The following is an 18,321-nucleotide window of genomic DNA, read 5'->3' on the forward strand; positions in this document are numbered from 1 at the left end:
TGCTTTCGATGACCGACACGCAATCCGTCCTTCTGGATATCCTGTCCGCGCGCCTTGGAGCCCGGCAGGTCATCCGCGACCCGGCCGCCATGGAAAGCTACCTCGTCGAGGAGCGGAAGCTTTATCGCGGCACTGCCCTGGCGGTGGTCCGCCCCGGCAGCACGGAGGAGGTCGCTTTCGTCGTTCAGGAGTGCGCGAAGGCCGGAATCGCCATCGTGCCGCAGGGCGGCAACACGGGGCTGGTCGGCGGCGGCGTGCCGCATAAAGGCATCGTCCTGTCGCTCGCACGCCTCGACCGCATCCGCGAGATCGATCCGTTCAACGCCACCATCACGGTGGAGTCCGGCTGCATCTTGAAGGCCGTGCAGGATGAGGCCGAGAAAGCGGATTGCCTGTTTCCCCTGTCGCTCGCCTCCGAAGGCTCCTGCCGGATCGGAGGCAACATCGCCACCAATGCGGGCGGCGTGAACGTGTTGCGCTACGGCAATACCCGCGACCTCGTTCTCGGGCTCGAGGTCGTGCTCGCCGACGGGCGGATCTGGAACGGGCTGAAGGGTCTGCGCAAGGATAACATGGGCTACGACCTGAAGAACCTCTTCATCGGGTCGGAGGGAACGCTCGGCATCGTCACGGCGGCAGTCTTGAGGCTATTTCCGCGACCGAAGAGCCGGACAGTAGCGTTTGTCGGTTGCGCCTCGCCCCATGCGGCGCTCGACCTCTTCGATGGCTTTCGCCGGCGCACGGGCGACCAGCTGACGGCCTTCGAGTTCATGCCGCGCTTTGCATTGGAGATTGTCCTCAAGCACGCGCCTGGCGCCGTTCCTCCGCTTGCAGGCGAGCACGAAGCCTATGCCCTGATCGAGCTGTCGTCGCCGGATTCCGAGATCGATCTGCGCGAGCGGATTGAGGCCGTTCTTGGAGAGGCCCTGGAGGCCGGCACGGTCGAGGATGCCGTCATTGCCACGAGCGAAGCCCAGGGCGACGCGCTTTGGCACCTGCGTGAAAGCCTATCCCATGTGCAGAGGCTCGAGGGCGGGTCGATCAAGCACGATGTGGCCGTGCCGGTGTCGCGGGTGGCGGATTTCATCGTCACGGCGACCCAGGCCTGCGAGCAGGCGCTGCCCGGCGTGCGGGTCTGCGCCTTCGGGCATTTCGGCGACGGCAACATCCACTTCAACCTGAGCCAGCCCGTCGCCATGGAGAAGGCGGCATTTCTCGCCCAGTGGGAACGGTTCAACCGGATCGTGCACGACATCGTGCACGGCATGAACGGCTCGATCTCCGCCGAGCACGGGGTAGGCCTCATCAAGCGCGACGAGCTCGTGCTCTACAAGGATCCGGTGGCCCTTGACCTGATGCGGACGCTCAAAAGCGCGCTCGATCCCCAGAACATCCTGAATCCCGGCAAGGTGCTGGTCCTGGAGACGGATCTGCCGTCCGCTCTGCCTGAGTCGGGCAAGGCCTGAAGGCTGTCCCTGGGAACAACGGGCGAACACGCCTTGACCCGCTGATGCCCGTGCCTAGGATGGCGCGGCCGGGCTCGAGGGTGCCGGTGAACGACGTTTTGGAAGGAAGCCCTGTGGCCTCGGTCGAGATTCGCAACATCCAGAAGAACTTCGGGCCGGTATCGGTCATCCAGGGCGTGTCCTTCGACATCAAGGACGGGGAGTTTGTCACCCTCGTCGGGCCGTCCGGATGCGGCAAGTCCACGTTGCTGCGCATGATTGCGGGGCTCGAGAACATCTCCGGCGGCGAGTTGCGAATCGGCCCGCGGGTGGTCAACGACGTGCCGCCGAAAGAGCGCGACATCGCCATGGTGTTCCAGAGCTACGCGCTTTATCCGCACATGACGGTTGCGGACAACATGGGCTTCTCCCTCAAGCTGAAGCGCGCGTCGAAGGCCGAGATCAAGGCGCGGGTCGACCACGCGGCCGAGATCCTCGGGCTGACCAAGCTCCTCGACCGCTATCCGCGCCAGCTCTCCGGCGGCCAGCGCCAGCGCGTCGCCATGGGCCGCGCCATCGTGCGCGACCCTCAAGTCTTCCTCTTCGATGAGCCGCTGTCCAACCTCGACGCCAAGCTGCGGGTTGCCATGCGCACGGAGATCAAGGCCTTGCACCAGCGGCTGAAGACCACCACGATCTACGTCACCCACGACCAGATCGAGGCCATGACCATGGCCGACAAGATCGTCGTGATGCATGACGGCGTGGTCGAGCAGATCGGCGCGCCGCTGGAACTCTACGACCGGCCGGCCAACTTGTTCGTTGCGGGCTTCATCGGCTCGCCCGCCATGAACTTCCTCAAAGGCCACCTGCAGGGAGGCCGCTTCGTCGCGCAGGACGGCACCACACTGCCGGTCGCCATTCCACCTGCGGCTTCCGACGGGCAGCCCGTCGTCTATGGCATCCGGCCGGAGCATTTCATCCTCGATGACACCAACGGCCTGCCGGCGGAAGTCGCTGTCGTCGAGCCGACCGGATCGGAGACCCAGGTCTTTGCCAAGTTCGGTGGTGTGGATGTGGTTGGCGTGTTCCGCGAGCGCGTCGACGCCAAACCCGGCCAGCAGATCCGCATCACGCCGGATCCGCGCCTCGTGCATCTCTTCGACGAGCAGACGGGCCAGCGCCTCTGATCCGCGGCAGGAGGCAATCATAGACGTTCTGGTCATTGGAGCCGGCGTTGTCGGGCTTGCCGTGGCACGGGCGCTCGCCCTGCGCGGGCATGGCGTGATCGTCGCGGAAGCCACCGGCGGCATCGGCAACGGCGTTTCTTCGCGCAACAGCGAGGTGATCCATGCCGGCATGTATTACCCGTCCGGCTCGCTTCGCGCTCGCCACTGCGTCGAGGGGCGGCGCATGCTCTATGCGTTCTGTGAGAGCCACGGTGTGCCTCATGCCAAATGCGGCAAGCTCATCGTCGCAACCAACGATCTCGAACAGGCCAAGATCGAGGGCATCTACGAGCAGGGGCTGACGAACGGCGTCGAAGGTCTCTCCTTCCTGACGGGCGAGGAGGCGCGGGCGCTTGAGCCGAACCTTTCCTGCACCGGAGCTGTGCTCTCAAGAGAGACCGGCATCGTCGACAGCCATGCGCTGATGCTCGCGCTCCAGGGCGATCTGGAGGACGCGGGCGGCGTCATTGCCTTCCATGCACCGGTCGAGCGCATCGCGCGTAACGGCACCGGCTGGAATGTGCAGGTCGGCGGTGCGGAGGCGACGGAGATCACGGTCGATGCCGTGGTCAACGCGGCGGGCCTCGGTGCGCAGACGCTCGCCCATGTGACCGAAGATTATTCAACGGAGCGCGTGCCGCCGCTCGTACTGGCCAAGGGCAATTACTTTGGCTGCCTCGGCAAGCCCGCCTTCTCGCGCCTGATCTATCCGGCGCCCGTCGACGGGGGGCTGGGCACCCATGTGACCCTCGATCTCGCTGGGCGCATGCGCTTTGGCCCTGATGTGGAATGGATCGACAGGGAGGTTTACGAGGTCGATCCCGGCCGAGCTGAGAGTTTCTACGCCTCCATCCGCCGCTACTGGCCGGACCTGCCCGACGGTGCGCTAGTGCCCGATTATTCCGGCATCCGCCCGAAGCTCACCGGGCCGGGCGAGAAGGCCGCCGACTTCATGATCGACGGTCCGGCAGAGCACGGACTGCCCTGCCTCGTTCACCTCTTCGGCATCGAGAGCCCGGGGCTGACGTCGTGTCTTTCGATTGCGGAGGATGTGACGGGGAGGTTGCGCGCATAGTTCTGCCGTCATCCCGGACGCCGCAGGCGATCCGGGATCGTAAGACAAGTAGAGTGCGGGTTTCCCTCCCCCTTGTGGGGAGGGATCAAGGGTGGGGGTGTGAGCGATAACCTATACAGGCTAGGCGCCAACACCCCCACCTCCAACTCCTCCCCACAAGGGGGAGGAGGGCCGGTTGAGCCACACTCGTCTTACGATCCCGGATCGCCATACAGGCGTCCGGGATGACGGATGTGGTTACTCCCTGAAGAACAGCAGCGTGATCAGCAGGAAGGTCGGGATCAGGATCGCGCCCGACCAGAGCAGATAGCCGAAGAAGCTCGGCATCTTCACGCCGCCTTCACGGGCAATCGCATAGACCATGAAGTTGGGCGCGTTGCCGATATAGGAGTTGGCACCCATGAACACGGCGCCCGCCGAGATCGCCGTGAGCGTCATGGCGCCTGCCGTCATCAGCTGCTGCGGATTGCCGCCGGCGAGCTCGAAGAACACGAGATAGGTCGGCGCATTGTCGAGGAACGACGAGAGACCGCCCGAGAGCCAGAAATAGGCGGCGTTGTTGGCGCTGCCGTCGGGGTTGGACACAAGAGCGACCAGAGGCGCGAAGGCGCCGTCGGCGCCGGCCCGCAGCATGGCGAGCACGGGGATGATGGTGATGAAGATGCCGGCAAACAGCTTCGCCACCTCCTTGATCGGTCCCCAGGAGAAGCCGTTCTCGATCCGATTGGCCTTCGAGGTGACTTTAAGCGAAATGACCGTGACGGCGATCATGATGAGGTCGCGCAGGGCATTCGCCAGTTCGATCTCGGTGCCGAGCACCGTGATGCGCCCCAGGTCGACCGTCGCGCTCATGAGGATGGCCGTGATGATGATGAAGATCAGCAGGAAATTGAACCCGCCCACGACGCGCACCGGATTGTCCGGCGTCGGATCAGGCCGCATGCGGCCTTCCCGGCGGTACATCACCAGATCGATCACGAAGAACAGAGCAAGCAGAAGGCCGCTGGCGAACAGCGTTTCCGGCAGCAGGTGCGTGGTGGTCCAGAAGAAGTCGACGCCGCGCAGGAAGCCGAGGAAGAGCGGCGGGTCGCCGAGCGGCGTCAGCGAGCCGCCGATGTTCGACACCAGGAAGATGAAGAATACGATCACGTGCACGTTGTGTCGACGGTCGTCGTTGGCACGCATCACCGGGCGGATCATCACCATGGAGGCGCCGGTGGTGCCGATGAAGCTCGCCAGCACCGTGCCGATGCCGAGCAGGATCGTGTTGGTGCCCGGTGCGCCATGGATGTTGCCGCGCACGAGAATGCCGCCCGCCACGGTGAACAGGGCGAGAAGGAGCAGAATGAACGGGATGTATTCCAGGAATGCTGTGTGGGCCAGCGCATGGATCGCCGTCGTCGGCCCGAAGGCAAGCGCCATGGGGACTAGCACCAGCACGCCCCAGAGAGCCGCGATCTTGCCCTGATGATGCTCCCAGAAATGAGGAGCCATGAGCGGGAACAGGGCAATGGATAGCAGGATGCCCACGAAGGGCAGGGCCCAGGCGAAGCCGAGGCTCGCCCCGTCGAACTCCGCCGCAAGGGCAACTTGGGGCAGGAGGGTCAGGGCGGCGGCAAGCGCCAAGCTCAGAGGGCGAAACATATGTGAGGATCCCCAGCGGCCGGCGGCCGGCTTATTCTTCAAGATTTAAGAACAGCTTTTATGGGAATGGCCTCAAGGTCGCAACGGCGTGGCCGTTAACCGGCTATTCACCATAAGTCAAAGATAGTACAACATCGTTACAAAGCCTTGCAGCGCTTGGGGGCCTGAAAACCGATGTGCCGCTTTCTCGCCTACCGGGGAGAACCGATCTTCCTCGACGAACTCGTCTGTGCCCCGGCCCATTCGCTGGTGCACCAGTCGCTGCATGCGGTCGAGGCCAAGACCGGCACGAACGGGGACGGGTTCGGCATCGGCTGGTATGGGGAACGTCCGGAGCCCGGCGTCTACCGGGAGGTCCGCCCGGCCTGGTCCGACGAGAACCTGAGGAGCCTGTGCGAGCAGGTGCGCTCAAAACTCTTCTTCGCCCATGTGCGCGCCTCCACCGGCACCTCGACCACGCGGGCGAACTGCCATCCCTTCACCCATGGCCGCTACCTGTTCATGCACAATGGCCAGATCGGCGGCTACGGGCGCATCAAGCGGCGCCTCGAAGCCATGATCCCGGACGAGCTCTACGACCGGCGCCTCGGCACCACGGACTCGGAAGCGATCTTCCTCATGGCGCTCGCCAACGGTCTGGCCGAGGAGCCCGTCACGGCCATGGCCAGGACGCTGAAAACCGTGCGCGGCCTGATGACAGACGCCGGCATCCAGGAGCCCCTGCGCTTCACCGCCGCCTTCACGGACGGCGAGAACCTCTGGGCCTATCGCTGGGCCTGCGATGCCAAGCCGCCAACCCTCTATTTCCGTGAGGACAACGGCAACCTGCTCATCGTCTCCGAGCCCATCGATGACAAGACGAAGGGCTGGCGCGAGGTGCCCAAGGGCTGCAGCCTCGTCGCCAAGGGCGGCAGCATCGCGGTGGAATGCCTCAACGAGGCGATGGGCCGCCTGGCCGCCTGACAGCCTCAGGCGTTCAGCCGGTTGACTGGCTGAGCGATCAGCGACTGCAGCGCGCCCTTGAGCGCTTCCATCTGCAAGTCCGTCTCGACCTGGGCAACGCTCTCGTCCGGCGCCTGAAGAGCGCGCAGGCGTGCATTCTCGGTCTCAAGCCGCTCATTCTCCGCCATCAGGATCGCCACCTTCTCGTGGGCAATGCGAAGGCGAGCCTGCGCCTCGTTGCGTTCCTCCTCGCGCAGCTGCGCCCGGTCGCGCCAGAGACGGACGGCAACGCTGCCTGGTTCATCACTCATGGCCGGCTCCTCACGGGATCATAGATCGTTGCGGGAGCGCGACTCTAGAAGCCAGGTCTTAACCGATCGTTGGCGGCAGGCTGGAGCTATGGCTCGAAGACAGGCAGGGCCGAGACGCTCTCGCCCGACAATGTCAGCCTTGCATGGCGACTATAGGCACGGTCGACCCAGTCGGCCGCGACAGACTGGTCGAGAAAAAACGGCATCAGGCGGCCCTCGTCATGAGCCTTCAGGAACTCGGCCAGGGCCGCCTGCTCGACCCGCCTGTCCTGCGCGGTCTGCAGGCTGCCGACCCGATCCTCGGAATGCTCCTCGGCCAGGAAGAAATAGGCCGGCGCGTAATCGGGATGCTTCTCGATCAGGGCGTTGAGCCTTGCCTTCCGCTCCGCGCCGTCGAACTGCAGGATGTGAACGAGGGCCGTCGCACGGGTTGGCATATCCTCGTTCAATTCGCCATAGACCTGACGCGCGATGAACCGCCCCTCATGAGCCCGCACGAGCGCCGCGTAGCGCAGATGCGGATCGACGAATTCCAGGCCCATCCGGGCCAGGGTATAGTACGCGCGGTGCGCCCCGATAGACTCGCCTTTCGCCTCAAAGAGGAGAGCGTTGTGATACAGGCCAGGCGCGGAATGCGGATCGTCGACCTGTCCTCCCCTTTGCACGAGCCCTGAAAACACCCCGATCGGATCGGCGGGCAAGAGGGGCGCCCGAGCACCGGGTGGGATCGGGGACAGCACCCCGGCCTCCGCCGTGAGCTGCTCCATCGACCTTGAAGGCTGGTCATGGGAGACAAGCCCTCCTGAACCGATGAGCACGATCAGGCAGGCGCCTGCTATCGTCAGGGATGACATGGCCAGAATCCGCAGGGGAGAGCGCTGCGGCTCCGACAGGATCTCCGCACCCGGACCGACGATCGTGAAAGCATGGACCGGGAAGGGAATGTTCTTCACCTGCCGCTCGCCGATGTCGACGAAGGGGACGGCGATGTGACCGCAGACCGCCTCATGCACGGCGCGCGAGAGGCAGATGCCCCCTGGCGAAGCCAGGGTTTCCAGCCGGGCCGCGATGTTGACGGCCATTCCCAAAAGATCGTTCTGGCGCTCGACCACCTCGCCCACCGAAATGCCGATGCGGAATTGCAACCGCTTGTTCTGGGCAGAGGTGAGGTTCTGCGCCCTCATGTAATCCTGGATGTCGATGGCCGCGCGGGTAGCCTCCACCGCGCTGTCGAACTCGCACATGATCGAGTCGCCGGCAGTGTTGAAGACGCGCCCGCGATGATGGGCCACGAAATCGTCCAGAACGTTGCGGTAGGCTGCGAGCTGCTGCAGCGTTCCGTCCTCATCCTCCGCGATGAGCCGGGAGAAGCCCACAATGTCTGCGGCGAGAATGGCGGCCACCTTCCGCTTCATCGGCGGATTCCGCGGCGCATGAAGGCTTCAGAGCGAAGCTGCGATGGTCCCCTGCATCCCGGCAAGATGAGGCCCCGTTGTTTTCATGTTACAATATAGCGCTTGCCGAAGAGGAAGGAAAGAGGCTTGTCCGGAATTCTTGTTTCTTTGGACTTTTTCTCTAGCCCGCGGCTCAGCCGTCCAGTTCGGGATAGCGCCGAAAGATGCCCTCCTCGTTGAAGGGAATACGCCGTTGGCTTGCGAGATAGGACTTGATCCGAGATCTTTCCGCTACGGCATCATGCAGGGCTGCGACACGAGGCGCCTTCTTCAAGGCGCGCCTGGCTGCCTTGGGGAACGCGTAAGACAAGCCCTCAACAGCCTGAAAGAGGGACAGGTCGACATAGGTGAGCGACTTGCCAACGAGATAGCTGTCGCCTGAGGGATTGCGGGCGAGGATGGTTTCGAACCAGTGCAGGAATTTCGGGATGCGGTCGTCCCGAAACTCCTGCGCGCGTTTGAGAGCCTCCTGCTTCTGGTCTTCGTAATACAGGCCGACACCCACCGGGTGATGGCTGTCGTGCGCCTCCGCCACGAAATCACTGATCGTGAGCTGGATCTGGTGTGTCCAGAGACCTCCAGCAGGGTCCTTGGGCGCAAGATCGTGCCGGGCGCCGAGATAGAGCAGGATCGCCGCAGTCTGGCCGATGATCGTCTCGCCATCCTTCAGGAAAGGCGGCGCGAAGGGCAGGTGATCCGCATGTTCCATCATGCGCATCATGACGGCGACACCCTCGGATTCCCGCGCCACATCGATGTAGTCGGCGCCCGCTTCTTCCAGCGCCAGCCGCACGAACTCGCCGCGTCCTTGGATCGTGGGCCAGTAGTAGAGTTCGTAAGTCATCACATGGCTCCTGGATCGATCATGAGGATGAGCGATTAAAGCCAGCCCGTGCGACGAGTTCCTTCTTCAGTCGATCTCTACCACGTGCACTGGACGGCCCGTCTGCGCGAAGGCGTCGATATTCTCCAGGGTGATCTCGGCGATGTTGGTCAGAGCTTCCTGCGTGAAGAAGGCCTGGTGGCCGGTAATCAGCACGTTCGGGAAGGTGAGAAGGCGTGCGAACAGGTCGTCCCGGATGATCTCAGCGGAATGATCACGGAAGAACAACTCGCTCTCTTCTTCGTAAACGTCGAGAGCAAGGCTGCCGATCGCGCCGCTCTTCAACCCGGCGATTACCGCGCGGGTGTCAATGACGCCGCCGCGGCTGGTATTGACCAGCATCACGCCAGGGCGGCAGGTGCGGATTGCAGCCTCGTCGATGAAGTGATGCGTCTCCGGGGTCAGCGGGCAATGGAGCGTGATAATGTGGGATTGCGCCAGAAGCTCCGCCTTCGACACGTAGTGGATTCCTAGCGCCTCCATATTGGGATTCGGGTAAGGGTCGAAGGCGAGACAATGGCAGCCGAAGCCCTGGAGAATGCGCAGTACGACTTGGCCGATCTTGCCCGTGCCGACCACACCGATGGTCTTGCCATGCAGATCGAAGCCGAGCAGCCCCTCGAGGGAGAAGTTACCCTCTCGCACGCGGTTGTAGGCGCGGTGAGTCTTGCGGTTGAGCGTGAGGATGAGGGCAAGAGTATGCTCGGCGACCGCGTGGGGCGAGTAGGCCGGTACGCGAGCGATCATGATTCCGTTCGCGTGTGCTGCCTTGAGATCCACATTGTTGAAGCCGGCGCAGCGCAGAGCGATCAGGCGTACTCCATTCTTGGCAAGGTGCTCAAGACAGGGGGCGTCAAGAGTATCGTTGACGAAGGCGCACACTGCTTGGGCCTTTCCGGCCAGCGGTGCCGTGGCTGCCGAGAGGCTTGGCTCGTAATAGTCGAGCTCATGGCGATGAGCGTTTGCCGCGTCGAGAAAGCGGCGATCGTAGGAGGTGGTGCTGAACACGGCAACGCGCATGGGAGCCTCCTGATAAGGCCTGCTCTCTCGACAAGGGAAGCTCCTGCGTCAGGGACGTTGGAGGCCTGGAGAGATCACACTGTAGCACTTTCTCTATCTGGAAGAGCGTGAATTAATGCGCTTCGTCCCAGTTCTGCGCAGCCCGCGCGTCCACGGCGAGCGGGACCTTCAGCGACACGGCCGGGAAGGGGGCTTCCGTCATCACTCGCGAGATCACCGGCAGGCTGGCCTCGACCTCGTCGTCCGGCACCTCGAAGACCAGCTCGTCGTGCACCTGCAGCAGCATGCGGGCGGAGAGGCGCTCGGCCTTGAGTGCATTCTCCATGCGTACCATGGCGCGGCGGATGATGTCGGCGGCGGTGCCCTGGATCGGCGCGTTGATCGCCTGGCGCTCCACGCCCGCGCGCTCGGAGGGATTTCCGGACCTGATCTGCGGGTAGTGGCAGATGCGCCCGAACAGCGTGGTCACGTAGGTCTTCTCGCGCACGAACTTCTTCGTGTCGTCGATATAGGTGCGGATGCCCGGGAAGCGCTCGAAATACTGCTTGATGAAGGTCGAGGCCTCCTGGTTGCCGATGCCGAGGCGCACGGCAAGGCCGAAGGCCGAGATGCCGTAGATGATGCCGAAGTTGATGGTTTTCGCCTGGCGGCGCAGGTCGCCCGTCATCTGGTCGAGCGGCACGCCGAACATGGCGGACGCGGTCGCCGCGTGAATGTCGACGCCGTTCGCGAACGCTTCCTGCAATTGCGGGATGTCGGCGATGTGGGCGAGCAGGCGCAGCTCGATCTGGCTGTAATCGGCCGAGAGGATCTTGTGGCCTTCCTGCGCCACGAAGGCCTTGCGGATCTTGCGGCCGGCCTCCGTGCGGATCGGGATGTTCTGCAGGTTCGGATCAGACGAGGACAAACGCCCCGTTGTGGTGGAGGCGAGCGAGAACGAGGTGTGCACCCGCTTGGTCTCGGGATGCATATGCTCCTGCAGGGTATCCGTATAGGTGGATTTCAGCTTGGAGAGCTGGCGCCATTCAAGAATTTTTGCCGGCAGCTCGTGGCCGGCCTGGGCCAGTTCGTCGAGCAAGGTCGCGGGCGTCGCCCATTGACCGGAGGGCGTCTTCTTCGCGCCGGGCAGGCCCATGCGGCCGAACAGGATGTCGCCGATCTGCTTCGGGCTCCCAAGCGAAAACTTCTCGCCCGCCATCTCGTGGATCTCGTCCTCGAGCCGCGCCAGCGTCTGGGCGAAATCGCCCGAGAGGCGGCTCAGGATCTGCCGGTCGACGAGAATGCCGCGCATCTCCATGCGCGCGAGCACATCCACCATGGGGCGCTCCAGCGTCTCATAGACGGTGGCGCGGCGCTCGGCCACGAGGCGGGGTTTCAGCACATGCCAGAGGCGCAGCGTGACGTCCGCATCCTCCGCCGCATAAGCCGTGGCCTTGCCGATCTCCACCTTGTCGAAGGTCACCTTGTTCCGACCCGTGCCGGCCACATCCGAGAAGGTGATCGGCGAGTGGCCGAGATGCCGGCGCGAGAGTTCGTCCATGCCGTGCGAGCCTTTGCCGGCATCGAGCACGTAGGAAATCAGCATCGTGTCGTCATAGGGGTGCACCTCGATGCCGTGGCGCTTGAACACGATCCAGTCGTATTTCATGTTCTGGCCCACTTTAAGGACAGATGCGTCCTCCAGCATCGGGCGGATGACATCGAGTGCATCGGTGACGGGAATCTGCCCCTTCACGAGTCCGCCGCCGAAGAGGTCGGATTCGTCCCGGTGCTGCAGCGGCACGTAACAGGCCTTGCCCGGCTCAACCGCCAGCGAGAAGCCGACGAGGTCCGCCAGGTTGGCATCGAGATCGCTCGTCTCCGTATCGACAGCCACATGGCCCTGCTCGCGGGCGAGCGCCACCCATTCCTTCAGGCGCTCCAGGCTCGTGACGGTCTCGTAGGCCGTCACGTCGATGGGCACGGACGAGGCTTCTGTGGCGCGTTTGCCGGCCAGCTGCGACGGCGTGCCGAGGCCCTCGATGGGTTTGCGTAAGCTTGCGGTTTCCGGCAGGTCAAGACCTGCGAAGGGATCGACCTCGCCCGAGGCCGGATCCGTCTTTCCGAAGAACGGCACGGCATCGTCGGTGGGGGCCGTCACGCCGGTTCCGTTGCCGGTCCAGCGGATCGCCTCGCCGCCCGGCATGAGGCGCGGGTCGGGCGGGATCGCGGATGGGTCGGCCTCGTAGAGTTCCGCCACGCGCCGCGTGATCGTGTTGAACTCCATGGCCTTGAGAAAGCCCACCAGAATCTTTGGATCGGGGTCCGGCACGCGCAAATCGTCGAGCGGCACCGGAACGGGCGCCTCGCAATCGAGCGTCACGAGCTTCTTCGACAGGCGCGCGATGTCCGCATGGGCGATCAGGCTCTCGCGGCGCTTGGGCTGCTTGATCTCGGGGGCGCGCTCCAGGAGGGTTTCGAGGTCGCCGTATTCCTTGATGAGCTGGGCTGCGGTCTTGAGCCCGATGCCCGGCACGCCCGGCACGTTGTCAGAGGTGTCGCCCATGAGCGCCAGCACGTCGCCGATCTTTTCCGGCGGAATGCCCTCCCACTTCTCGGTGACAGAGGCCTCATCGAGATTGCGCTCGGGCCGGTAGCCCGGCTTGCCCTTGGAGCCGGACTCGAAATCGTAGAAGCACACCTTCGGCCCCACCAACTGCATCAGGTCCTTGTCGGACGAGATGATGAGCACGTCGGCTCCGCGCGCCTTGGCCTGCTGGGTGTAGGTGGCGATCAGGTCATCCGCCTCGTAGCGCTGCAGCTCCACGGGCTCGAGCCCGAAGGCGCGGATCGCCTCGCGCATGATCGGCATCTGGACCTTCAGGTCGTCGGGCGCGTCCGGGCGGTGGCCCTTGTAATCCTCGTAGAGCTCCTTGCGGAACGAGCCCTCGGACTTGTCGAGCACGATGGCCAGATGCGTGGGCTTCAACCCTGCCGCGCCGTCGCGCATGAACTGCAGGAGCTTGGACACGAAAAGCCGCACGGCTCCCGTGGGCATCCCGTCCGAGGACCGGGAATTGTACTTCTGGTCCTGGTTCATGGACTGGAAGTAGGCCCGGAAGATGAAGGACGAGCCGTCGACGAGAAACACATGATCGCCGGCTTGGACGGGACGGGAGGACGAAGGCATCGGGTCTCGGGGGCTTGGGATTGGTCTGGGGCAAGAAATAGCGGGTCCGAGAGCGGATGGCTATGGCATTGGCTGTCTGGGTCTGCTCCGAGGCAGCGGGGAGCTGCTAAATCAAGGTTCCGTCCATGAACGCGACCTTTTCGCCTCCCGAAGCGACATCTGCCAAGATTCGTAGATTAATCGACGGTTTTTCTGAATTCAAAGAAGTCATTGAAATTTTTGATCTTTTTGGGTGACGTAGGGGATCTCTCGCTCCACAGGCCGCTTTCAAGCTTTGCCATGTGCGGCAACGCACTGTGTAGCTGTTAAAAAGCTATAACCTTGCATTATCTCTTGGCCCCGCATACTACAATATCACAAGATCAGCCATGTGATTCCATTGCAGGGCGGGCCAAGGCATTGACGCTTTCTGGGAGAAATTAACGTGACAAATGCAGTTTGGAACAACAGCGAACAACAGGTTGCCGCCAATTCAGGTATTACCCGTGAAATGGTCACGGCGCTTCCCAACGGCGGCTATGTTGTGTCTTGGCGGCAGGGTGAAAGCAACGGCGGCGGCACGATCTTCTTCAAGATCTACAATGGCCTCGGCATGCAGGTTGGTGGTGTTCACTCCCTTCCCAACGCAGGTCAGAGCCAGAACATCGCCGATATCCAGGCCATTGGGACGGAAGGCAGCTTTGCCATCAGCTGGAACGAGTCCAACCCTGGTCAGAGTAACTCTTTCAGCATCAGAAGCCGTGTTTATGACGTCAGTGGCAACATAACCAGCGGCACCAATCCGGTCATCCACGAGGGTGGGCTTGCTTTGGACGTCGGCGATACACCGTCGATGGCCCGCAATGGAGACTCAGGTTTCGTCACAGCCTATGAAACGGGAGGTAAGGTTTTCCTTGCTGTCCAGGATGACAAGGGTGTCGTGCAAAGCCGTCTTGAGATTGCGTCTGCAACGAATGTCAATCAAGTGGATGTGACCGAGATCGGTGCCGGTAAATTCGTCGTCAGCTATACGGATGGTGGAAACAGCCCAACGGTCAGGTACAAGGTCATCACTCTGGGTTCCCCGGTTCCAGATGCCAGCATAAGTGCCGGAGCTGGGAATGATGCTGACGTGGTCGCCTTGAAATTTCCTGATGGCAGTTTGACCGGTGATTTTGCGGTGACCGTCCAGAACGGAATAAACGTTCGGACAACCTTCTATTCGTCGACTGGGGCGCTCGGCGAAACCGTGAGCATCACGACACAGGGCTTAGCTGAATTCGATTACGTTCATACAACAGCGCTCAGGGGCGGTCGCGTTGCGGTCGTCTCTTCGCAATTCACTACCGAGAATGGAGAACGCACCGATAATGGCGACATCTTCCTCACGATCGTGAGTCCGGATGGCACGAAAACCACCTACCCAACTCCTCTGAATTCGCGTGCCGCTTTGGATAGATTTGGCCAGCAATATACGCCGACGGTCAGTGAAATGACGGACGGCCGTATCGTTGTGGCATGGCAGGACCCGAGCAACAACTCGATCACCAAGGTCATCTTCGATCCGCGCGTGAGCGCCGTGAATGTCATAAAAGGCACCGAAGGCAGGGATCATTTTGTCGGGACGGAATACGACAACGACGAATTGGAAGCCCAGGGTGGTGCGGACTACCTGGATGGCGGCGCCGGCTTCGATTATGCTTCTTACAGAAGTTCCGGCGAGCTGGTGATTGCCAGCCTCGCGAATCCAGGCGGGAACACAAACGATGCGGCAGGCGATACCTATGTCAACATCGAGGGCCTGATCGGATCCGCCTGGCACGATATTCTAATTGGCAACGGCTCGGCTAACCGGCTCTGGGGCCTGGATGGCAGGGATACGATTGACGGCGGCGCGGGCAACGACTCGCTCCTTGGTGGCAGAGGCGACGACCGTCTCTATGGCGGCGCGGGCGCCGACAGCCTGAACGGCGGCGAAGATGGCGCTGGGGAGGGGAATCATGACATTGCCTCCTACGAGAATGCGGCTAGGGGCATCGTCCTCAACCTGTCTGATCGACGCGAAGATCAGGGCGATGCCGTCGGTGATGTGTTCGTCGATATCCAGGCTTATGTCGGCAGCGCCTTCAATGACAGGATGGTCGGCACGGATGGCTATGACGAGTTCTTCGGCGGCCTTGGCGGCGACAAGCTAGAAGGTCGCGGCGACAACGATTATCTCGCTGGTCAGGATGGCGACGATACGTTGGAAGGTGGTGCCGGAGCAGACGCCCTCGATGGCGGCACAGGCTTCAACTTTGCTTCCTATGCCCTCGCTAAAGCGGGAGTCGTCGCTGACCTTAGCAAAGCTGTCCAGGATGATCCTAATGGCAGCGAAGCCCTTGGCGATAGATATACTTCGATCCAGGGGCTGATCGGCTCGTCTTTAGCCGACACCCTCATTGGCAATGATCTCGCCAATGTCCTTCGCGGCGGCGGAGAAGCAGATACTCTCTCTGCGCGTAACGGTTCGGATACGCTTGATGGCGGCGCCGGGAGCGATTTGCTTTATGGAGGCGAGGGCTTGGATTATGCAAGCTACGCCAGTGCCGGCGCGGGCGTGACAGCGGATCTAAATAATCTAGCAGGGGCGGAGTTCGCGCCGAGAGCTTTCGCCGGCATCGTCGGAACTGGCGACGCCGCGGGCGATGGTTACAACAGCATCGAAGGCCTGATCGGCTCCGCCTTTAATGACGTGCTTATCGGCGATGCGGGCAACAACCAGCTTCGAGGTGGGGCCGGCAGCGATGTTCTCATCGGCGGCGCCGGGGCCGATGCCCTGAGCGGCGATGACGGAATCGACACGGTCGATTACTCCGGTGCCGGAAATAGCGTGACGGTCAACCTGGCGGCCGGCCGCGGCGCAGGCAGCATTGCCGAGGGCGACACCTATGCCAGCATCGAGAACGTCATCGGCTCGCAGTTCGCGGACGTTCTCCACGGCAACGGAGCTGCAAACGTTCTCCAGGGCGGCAACGGCGACGATGTCTATCACGTCAGCGCCGGCGATGTTGTCATTGAGGGCGCTAGTGCGGGCAACGACAAGGTCGTGGCCGATGTTAACTACACCCTCGGCGCCAATGTCGAAGCCCTCGAGGGAACAGGCGGCGGCGCTCTTGTGCTGACCGGCAACACGCTGAACAACACGATCATCGGCAATGGCGCCGGCAACTGGATCGACGGCGGTGTCGGTGCCGACACGATGATGGGCGGGGCGGGAGACGACATCTACGTCGTCGACAATGTCGGGGACGTAGTCGAGGATTATCTCGGCAACAACTCCATCGTGACGACAGTGCAGCTGAACCTGAGCAACGTACGCGGTAACTTTGCCAGCATCACCGCGGCCGAGGGCTTCACCTTCAACGTTGAGGGGACCAGCGGCAACAACGTCCTCAAGGGCAATGCGGTCGCAAACACCCTGAAGGGCAATGGCGGCAACGACACGATCTACGGCATGCTCGGCAACGACAAGCTCTACGGTGGCACGGGGCGGGATACCTTCGTGTTCGACACACGGTTGAACAAGACCCAGAACGTGGACAAGATCTACGACTTCAAGTCCAGGGACGATAGCTTCCACCTCGACAACGCGATCTTCACCAAGCTGGGATCCGGCACGGCCGCTCGTCCGAAGATGTTCAAGTCGGACATGTTCGTGGAGGGCACACGCGCCAAGGACCGCGAGGACCGGATTGTCTACGACAAGAAGTCCGGCAATCTCTACTACGACAAGGACGGTACCGGTGGCTCGGCTCAGGTAAAGATCGCCACCCTCACCAACAAGACGGACCTCAAATATAACGACTTCTTCGTCATATAAGCGGACGAGAACGTCTCAAGCATGTGCCGCCCGGTGAAAGCCGGGCGGCATTTTCATGCGAGGCTCAAGATGTGGTTGCTGGTACTTCTCAGGCAGCCTTCAGCCGCGCCAGATCCAGATCAAGTTCGCGCAAAGCCTGCATCACCACGCCCTCCGTCAGGAGGTCCATGGAGGATTCAACCACCTGAATCGTAGCGAGCGCGCGCAGTTCCGGGATGGTCTGCGATCCGAGCGCCGCCTCGAAGGAGGGGCGCAGCAGGTCCATGGCGCGGGTGCCGGGGCCGCAGATCACGATGTCGTCGGGCTCGAGCGTCTGGATCAGGATGCCGACCGCATCGCCCAGCACCTCGCCGGCGGCATGGAACAGGTTGAGCAGGGCGGGGTCGCCCGCTCTCGCCTGTTCCACGATGGCCCCCATGGCCTCCTCGCCCGGCAGCAGCAGGGTCGGGGCCGGGCGGTGGTCGATGAGCTGCGCGTCCCGGTGCAGGGCGTAGTCGGCGAGATAGGCCTCGATGCAGCCGCGCCCGCCGCAACGGCATTGCGGGCCGCTCCGGCGAAGCCTCACGTGGCCGAACTCGGAGCCGCCGAAACGGGCCCCGCGATAAAGCTCGCCCTGGATGAGAAAGCCGAGGCCGACGCCGTCGCCCACCATCAGGCAGGCGGTGCGACCGGAGCGCAGGTCGGCATTGCGCTGCGCGATGGCAAAGGCCATGGCGCTGGCGTCGTTCTCCATGAGCACCGGCTTGCCGAGACGCTGGCCCAAACCTGCGGCCAGCGGCAGGTCGCGGGTGCCGAGCACCGGGCTCCAGGCCACGATTCCGTCGCGGGTGTCTACATAGCCCTGGCAGGCGAGGCCCACCGCCTTCACGTCCCGCGCACCGCTCTCCTCGGCAAAGGCCGCGATGGTGTGGGCCAGCACGTCCATCAGCTCTTCGCCGCCGAGATTGCGCAAGGGGCGCTCCACGTGGCGGCTCGCCCGGGTGCGCCCGGCGCTGTCCACGAGACGCAGCTCGATGCGGTTGAAGCCGGTCCAGACGCCCACGACGGAGCCTAAGGTCTCGGCGAAGTAGAGGCGGGTCTTGGGCCGGCCCCGGAGCAGTCCCGGGCTCTGATCCGGGCTGTCCTCCGCCACCAGGATGCCTTCGTCGAGAAGGTTCGCGGCGAGCTCGGACACACTGGCCGGACTCATGCCGAGATGCTGGCCGATCTCCACCCGCGCCATCGGTCCTTCCCGGCGCAAGGCATCGAGCAGGCGCCGCCGGGCGGTTTCGCGGGGAGAGAGGTGGAGCAGGGTCATGGGCACACTTT

12 protein-coding genes are annotated in these 18,321 nt (G+C 63.0%); 5 read left to right on the plus strand and 7 right to left on the minus strand.

Features of this window, described 5'->3' with window-relative positions; all coding sequences use genetic code 11:
* Window positions 1–8 precede the first annotated feature (8 nt).
* From VB618_RS07300 to VB618_RS07310, 3 genes are all read left to right on the plus strand, one after another.
* On the plus strand, window positions 9–1,466 hold the full coding sequence (locus VB618_RS07300) for an FAD-binding oxidoreductase (RefSeq protein WP_329795930.1): 1,458 nt from the start codon (window positions 9–11) through the stop codon (window positions 1,464–1,466).
* 113 nt (window positions 1,467–1,579) lie between these two features.
* Window positions 1,580–2,635 carry an ABC transporter ATP-binding protein gene (locus VB618_RS07305; RefSeq protein WP_329796157.1) on the plus strand — a complete coding sequence of 352 codons (1,056 nt, stop codon included), beginning with the start codon at window positions 1,580–1,582 and terminating at the stop codon, window positions 2,633–2,635.
* A gap of 19 nt (window positions 2,636–2,654) precedes the next feature.
* A complete protein-coding gene (locus VB618_RS07310) occupies window positions 2,655–3,749 on the plus strand; it encodes an NAD(P)/FAD-dependent oxidoreductase (protein ID WP_329796158.1) in 1,095 nt (364 codons plus the stop codon).
* A 237-nt stretch (window positions 3,750–3,986) separates the two neighbouring features.
* Here the strand turns inward: VB618_RS07310 and VB618_RS07315 are convergent, their stop codons facing one another.
* The gene (locus tag VB618_RS07315) at window positions 3,987–5,393 is read right to left on the minus strand and encodes a sodium:proton antiporter (RefSeq protein WP_329795931.1); all 1,407 of its coding nucleotides are present in this window, start codon (window positions 5,391–5,393) and stop codon (window positions 3,987–3,989) included.
* A gap of 174 nt (window positions 5,394–5,567) precedes the next feature.
* Between VB618_RS07315 and VB618_RS07320 the strand changes: the two genes are divergently transcribed.
* On the plus strand, window positions 5,568–6,356 hold the full coding sequence (locus VB618_RS07320; protein WP_329795932.1) for a class II glutamine amidotransferase: 789 nt from the start codon (window positions 5,568–5,570) through the stop codon (window positions 6,354–6,356).
* Window positions 6,357–6,361: 5 nt separating this feature from the next.
* Here the strand turns inward: VB618_RS07320 and VB618_RS07325 are convergent, their stop codons facing one another.
* From VB618_RS07325 to polA, 5 genes are all read right to left on the minus strand, one after another.
* On the minus strand, window positions 6,362–6,646 hold the full coding sequence (locus tag VB618_RS07325; protein WP_329795933.1) for a hypothetical protein: 285 nt from the start codon (window positions 6,644–6,646) through the stop codon (window positions 6,362–6,364).
* An 86-nt stretch (window positions 6,647–6,732) separates the two neighbouring features.
* Window positions 6,733–8,061 carry an adenylate/guanylate cyclase domain-containing protein gene (locus VB618_RS07330; protein WP_329795935.1) on the minus strand — a complete coding sequence of 443 codons (1,329 nt, stop codon included), beginning with the start codon at window positions 8,059–8,061 and terminating at the stop codon, window positions 6,733–6,735.
* A gap of 172 nt (window positions 8,062–8,233) precedes the next feature.
* Window positions 8,234–8,944, minus strand: coding sequence for a glutathione S-transferase (locus VB618_RS07335; protein WP_329795936.1), 711 nt, complete (start codon window positions 8,942–8,944; stop codon window positions 8,234–8,236).
* A 66-nt stretch (window positions 8,945–9,010) separates the two neighbouring features.
* Window positions 9,011–10,003, minus strand: coding sequence for a 2-hydroxyacid dehydrogenase (locus VB618_RS07340; protein WP_329795937.1), 993 nt, complete (start codon window positions 10,001–10,003; stop codon window positions 9,011–9,013).
* Between the two features lie 112 nt (window positions 10,004–10,115).
* Window positions 10,116–13,172 (minus strand): DNA polymerase I, encoded by a 3,057-nt coding sequence (polA, locus tag VB618_RS07345; RefSeq protein ID WP_329795938.1) that lies wholly within the window; start codon window positions 13,170–13,172, stop codon window positions 10,116–10,118.
* 424 nt (window positions 13,173–13,596) lie between these two features.
* Between polA and VB618_RS07350 the strand changes: the two genes are divergently transcribed.
* A complete protein-coding gene (locus tag VB618_RS07350; RefSeq protein ID WP_329795939.1) occupies window positions 13,597–17,013 on the plus strand; it encodes a calcium-binding protein in 3,417 nt (1,138 codons plus the stop codon).
* Window positions 17,014–17,101: 88 nt separating this feature from the next.
* On the opposite strand, the gene VB618_RS07355 is transcribed toward VB618_RS07350, so the two are convergent.
* Window positions 17,102–18,310, minus strand: coding sequence for an ROK family protein (locus VB618_RS07355; protein WP_329795940.1), 1,209 nt, complete (start codon window positions 18,308–18,310; stop codon window positions 17,102–17,104).
* Between the last annotated feature and the right edge of the window lie 11 nt (window positions 18,311–18,321).

The sequence above is a fragment of the Microvirga sp. CF3062 genome (genome assembly GCF_036314045.1).
Lineage (GTDB): Bacteria > Pseudomonadota > Alphaproteobacteria > Rhizobiales > Beijerinckiaceae > Microvirga.